Consider the following 2999-nt stretch of genomic DNA (forward strand, 5'->3'; position numbering starts at 1 on the left):
AAAAGCGCCTTTAGTCTTGTCCCATAACAAGGCATCTCCTTGAACTTCTTGAGTAATATTCGTGATGTTTTGAGTAAATTCATTAAACTTATTCGTGAGATTATTATTCACATTCTCAATATTGCTATCAAGCTGCCTTTTGTTAACAGCGTCATTATCGTTCTTTGCTTCCCCAACACCAGAAAGAGTTCGAGCCTCACCATTTTTATTAGCGATATTGATTTCACTGCCTTCTGTTTTAGCACCAATAGTGAGACGATTAGTTTCTTGTTCTTGTTGAACAAAGCTTTCGCTCTCCACTTTGGTAACCACATTATTAACCTGTTCAGTCAATTTATTCTGAACATTCGTGATAGAAGTACCAACTCCAGACAAAGCACTCGCTACATCAGGATAAACCTTATCTTCAGAGTTGCCATCACCCTTAATGGACTTAACCGTAAAACTAGGAGCGGTCCATACTCCATCCTTATAACTAGCGCCACCACCAAAGGATTTGGCTATATTCGTGGCTACAGTTGCAACATTTTGATTTGTAGTAAACAGCTGAGAACCTGTAACCGCTTCATTTGAATCTTCTAAGAGCGCTCCACCTTTTATACCTGTAAGAGTACGCTTTTCATCTTTGTTGTTGGCAATATCGATTTTATCACCACCTGTGTCTTTACCAATGCTGATGTGTTCTGTTGTAAGATCCTGTTTTATGAAACTACTGGCTGCTACTTGTTCTTTTATTTCTTTCAGTTGTGCAAAATTCACCGCATCGGTGTTTTCTGTACCTTTTGCTACATTTGTTATCTTTTTACTGCCAGCATCAATACCACCGGTGGTTATTTTCGGACCTCCAGAAATTACTAAACCCGTTGCATCTAAAATATTGTTTCCTGTTGTTACTTTATTGACTGCAATTTCCTTAGCCAGATCAAATTTTACCTTATTGTCTTTCTCTCCTTTTGTAATCGTAAGATTTGTACTTCCAGTGGAAAAATCTACTCCGCTATCCATAATGACTGTTTCAGCATTTTTACCATCAACAGATAGTTTCCAACCACCACTTCTTACGAGACTTTCTAAGTCTTTTAACTGTATAACATTTACTGCATCGGTAGGATCACTACCAGCTGCTACACCTATAATCTGCCGCGTTATGCCCTGAGTAGGATCACCAACACTAACGGCACCCCGCGTGCTCTTCCAGTGCGCTTTAGTGTTTTTTGCCGGCCCCTGCAGCAAAGAAGTATACCCAAAAACACCAGCATCCCTATCGGCCACAGAATTTGCACCTAGCGCAACAGAACCATTTTTTAATGCTTTTGTACTAAATCCTAGAGCTGTACCAGCATCCTGTTCTACCCGCGCAAAACGACCAATAGCAACTCCATCATTCCTTAGTGTCTCTGTATCAGCACCAATGGCAACGCTCCCTCCCCTATGGATGTGGGAATTAGCACCAATAGCAACAGATGCTGCCAGCGGTGTTTTCTCCGGATCATTAGCATCTAACTGCGCCGTCACTTTAGAACCAATAATAACACTGGTCGTGGTTTTCGTAGAAACGCCGTCACCCAAAATAACATTACCTGCGTCTGCATTACCGCGTTCCATACTCGCACTACGTGTCATTTTCGTGATAGGATTATTTTGTGAAAAACTAGATACATTAATAATTTCTGTATTCTCATCATTCTGTGCAAGCTGTTGGTCTGCAAAGCTATCAACCACAAACGATCGTGAACTAATGAGAGATTTTTTATATTGCCCCTCTATATTCAACGTATTTTTCGATAACTTATTTCCGTCTTTCATGATAGAATTATTATCACTCGCACTAGAAAGGATTTTTGTTAAAAAATTTGCATAGTCATCAGAAGCATTTAAACTATTAACAGAAATGATACTTTGTGGATAAGACACAAGAGCGCTTTTTACACCTTCAAGAAATGTATTTCTAAAATCAGGATTTGCCGAAAAAACAGGGGTAATATTCGATAAAAATGTAGCCGCTGCAGCCAACGAAAGAACTTTAACAAAAGAAAAACGAGAAAGTTTTAATTCATTCGTTTCCTGTGTTCTATATAATTTCTTCATAATAAACTCTCCAATGAAAAATTTAAAAACACCTCCAAAACATAAAAAAGACACATTTTAGCATTAGTTGTTTCTTTAGAATTTGAAATGGAATATAATTGCTTAGAATGTGAGCGTTTTAAGAGTTTTATGTTTTTGTATATGTTTTTTATACTGATATCTGAATGTTGACTTTTTAATTTATGTTTTTTGGACACAAAGGTGATACATTTAGAGTGTAATAGGTGTTGATGTATTATTTTATTGCTTAACTTTGAAAGGTTTTTTTGCATATTTAATGTTACTTTTTTACTTGGCAGTGGCCACTATGAAATGCTTCTCGAAGAGTTTTAATGTGTTTTGCTATTTATAAATTTTAGTTTTATTAGAAGGCAGTGTTTTCTCAATAGAAATAAAGTGAAAAAATAACAATAAAATAGAGATTGTAATATTTAAAAAGTTTGGATTTTTTCGAATAATTGGCTTCCTGGGTATATTTTCTTTTTTCAAGTATTATGCAGTGGTATATACATTTTTTGTGTATTTTTTATTTTCACACATTACTACTCCCTTTGAAAGTTTATTTCCATCAAAATGAGTATACTTATAAAAAGCTTTGTTTCTTATAAAAGATATTTACAAGATATCAAGAAAAAAAGATTCTTTTGAAGTATTTAGAAAAAATAATTTACTGTAGAGGTAAAAATGTAGTTTCTTGGTAACAGTTGCTAAAAAATTTGCTCGGTGTAGAGCCCGTATTTTAATTGCGTTCATATGCTTAAAAAAATTTGCCCCTACTTCATAAAAGCAAGGGCAAATGGGGGATGTTAAATATCCTATTTTTATCATTAATTTAGCGTTAAGTTTATTCCAGCGCTTACCCCCCAGTGACCTCCTGAGCTCGTGACAGATAGGTTAGAGCGGATATTTCC

Annotated in this window: 1 pseudogene; it reads right to left on the reverse strand. The window is 35.7% G+C overall.

The window, feature by feature from the left end:
- Window positions 1-2088: pseudogene (locus tag ACFIM1_RS09050) on the reverse strand (hypothetical protein); the annotation flags it as partial.
- Between the last annotated feature and the right edge of the window lie 911 nt (window positions 2089-2999).

Origin of the sequence: Bartonella sp. AC158YNML, assembly GCF_042196725.1 — a bacterium.
Classification (GTDB): domain Bacteria; phylum Pseudomonadota; class Alphaproteobacteria; order Rhizobiales; family Rhizobiaceae; genus Bartonella.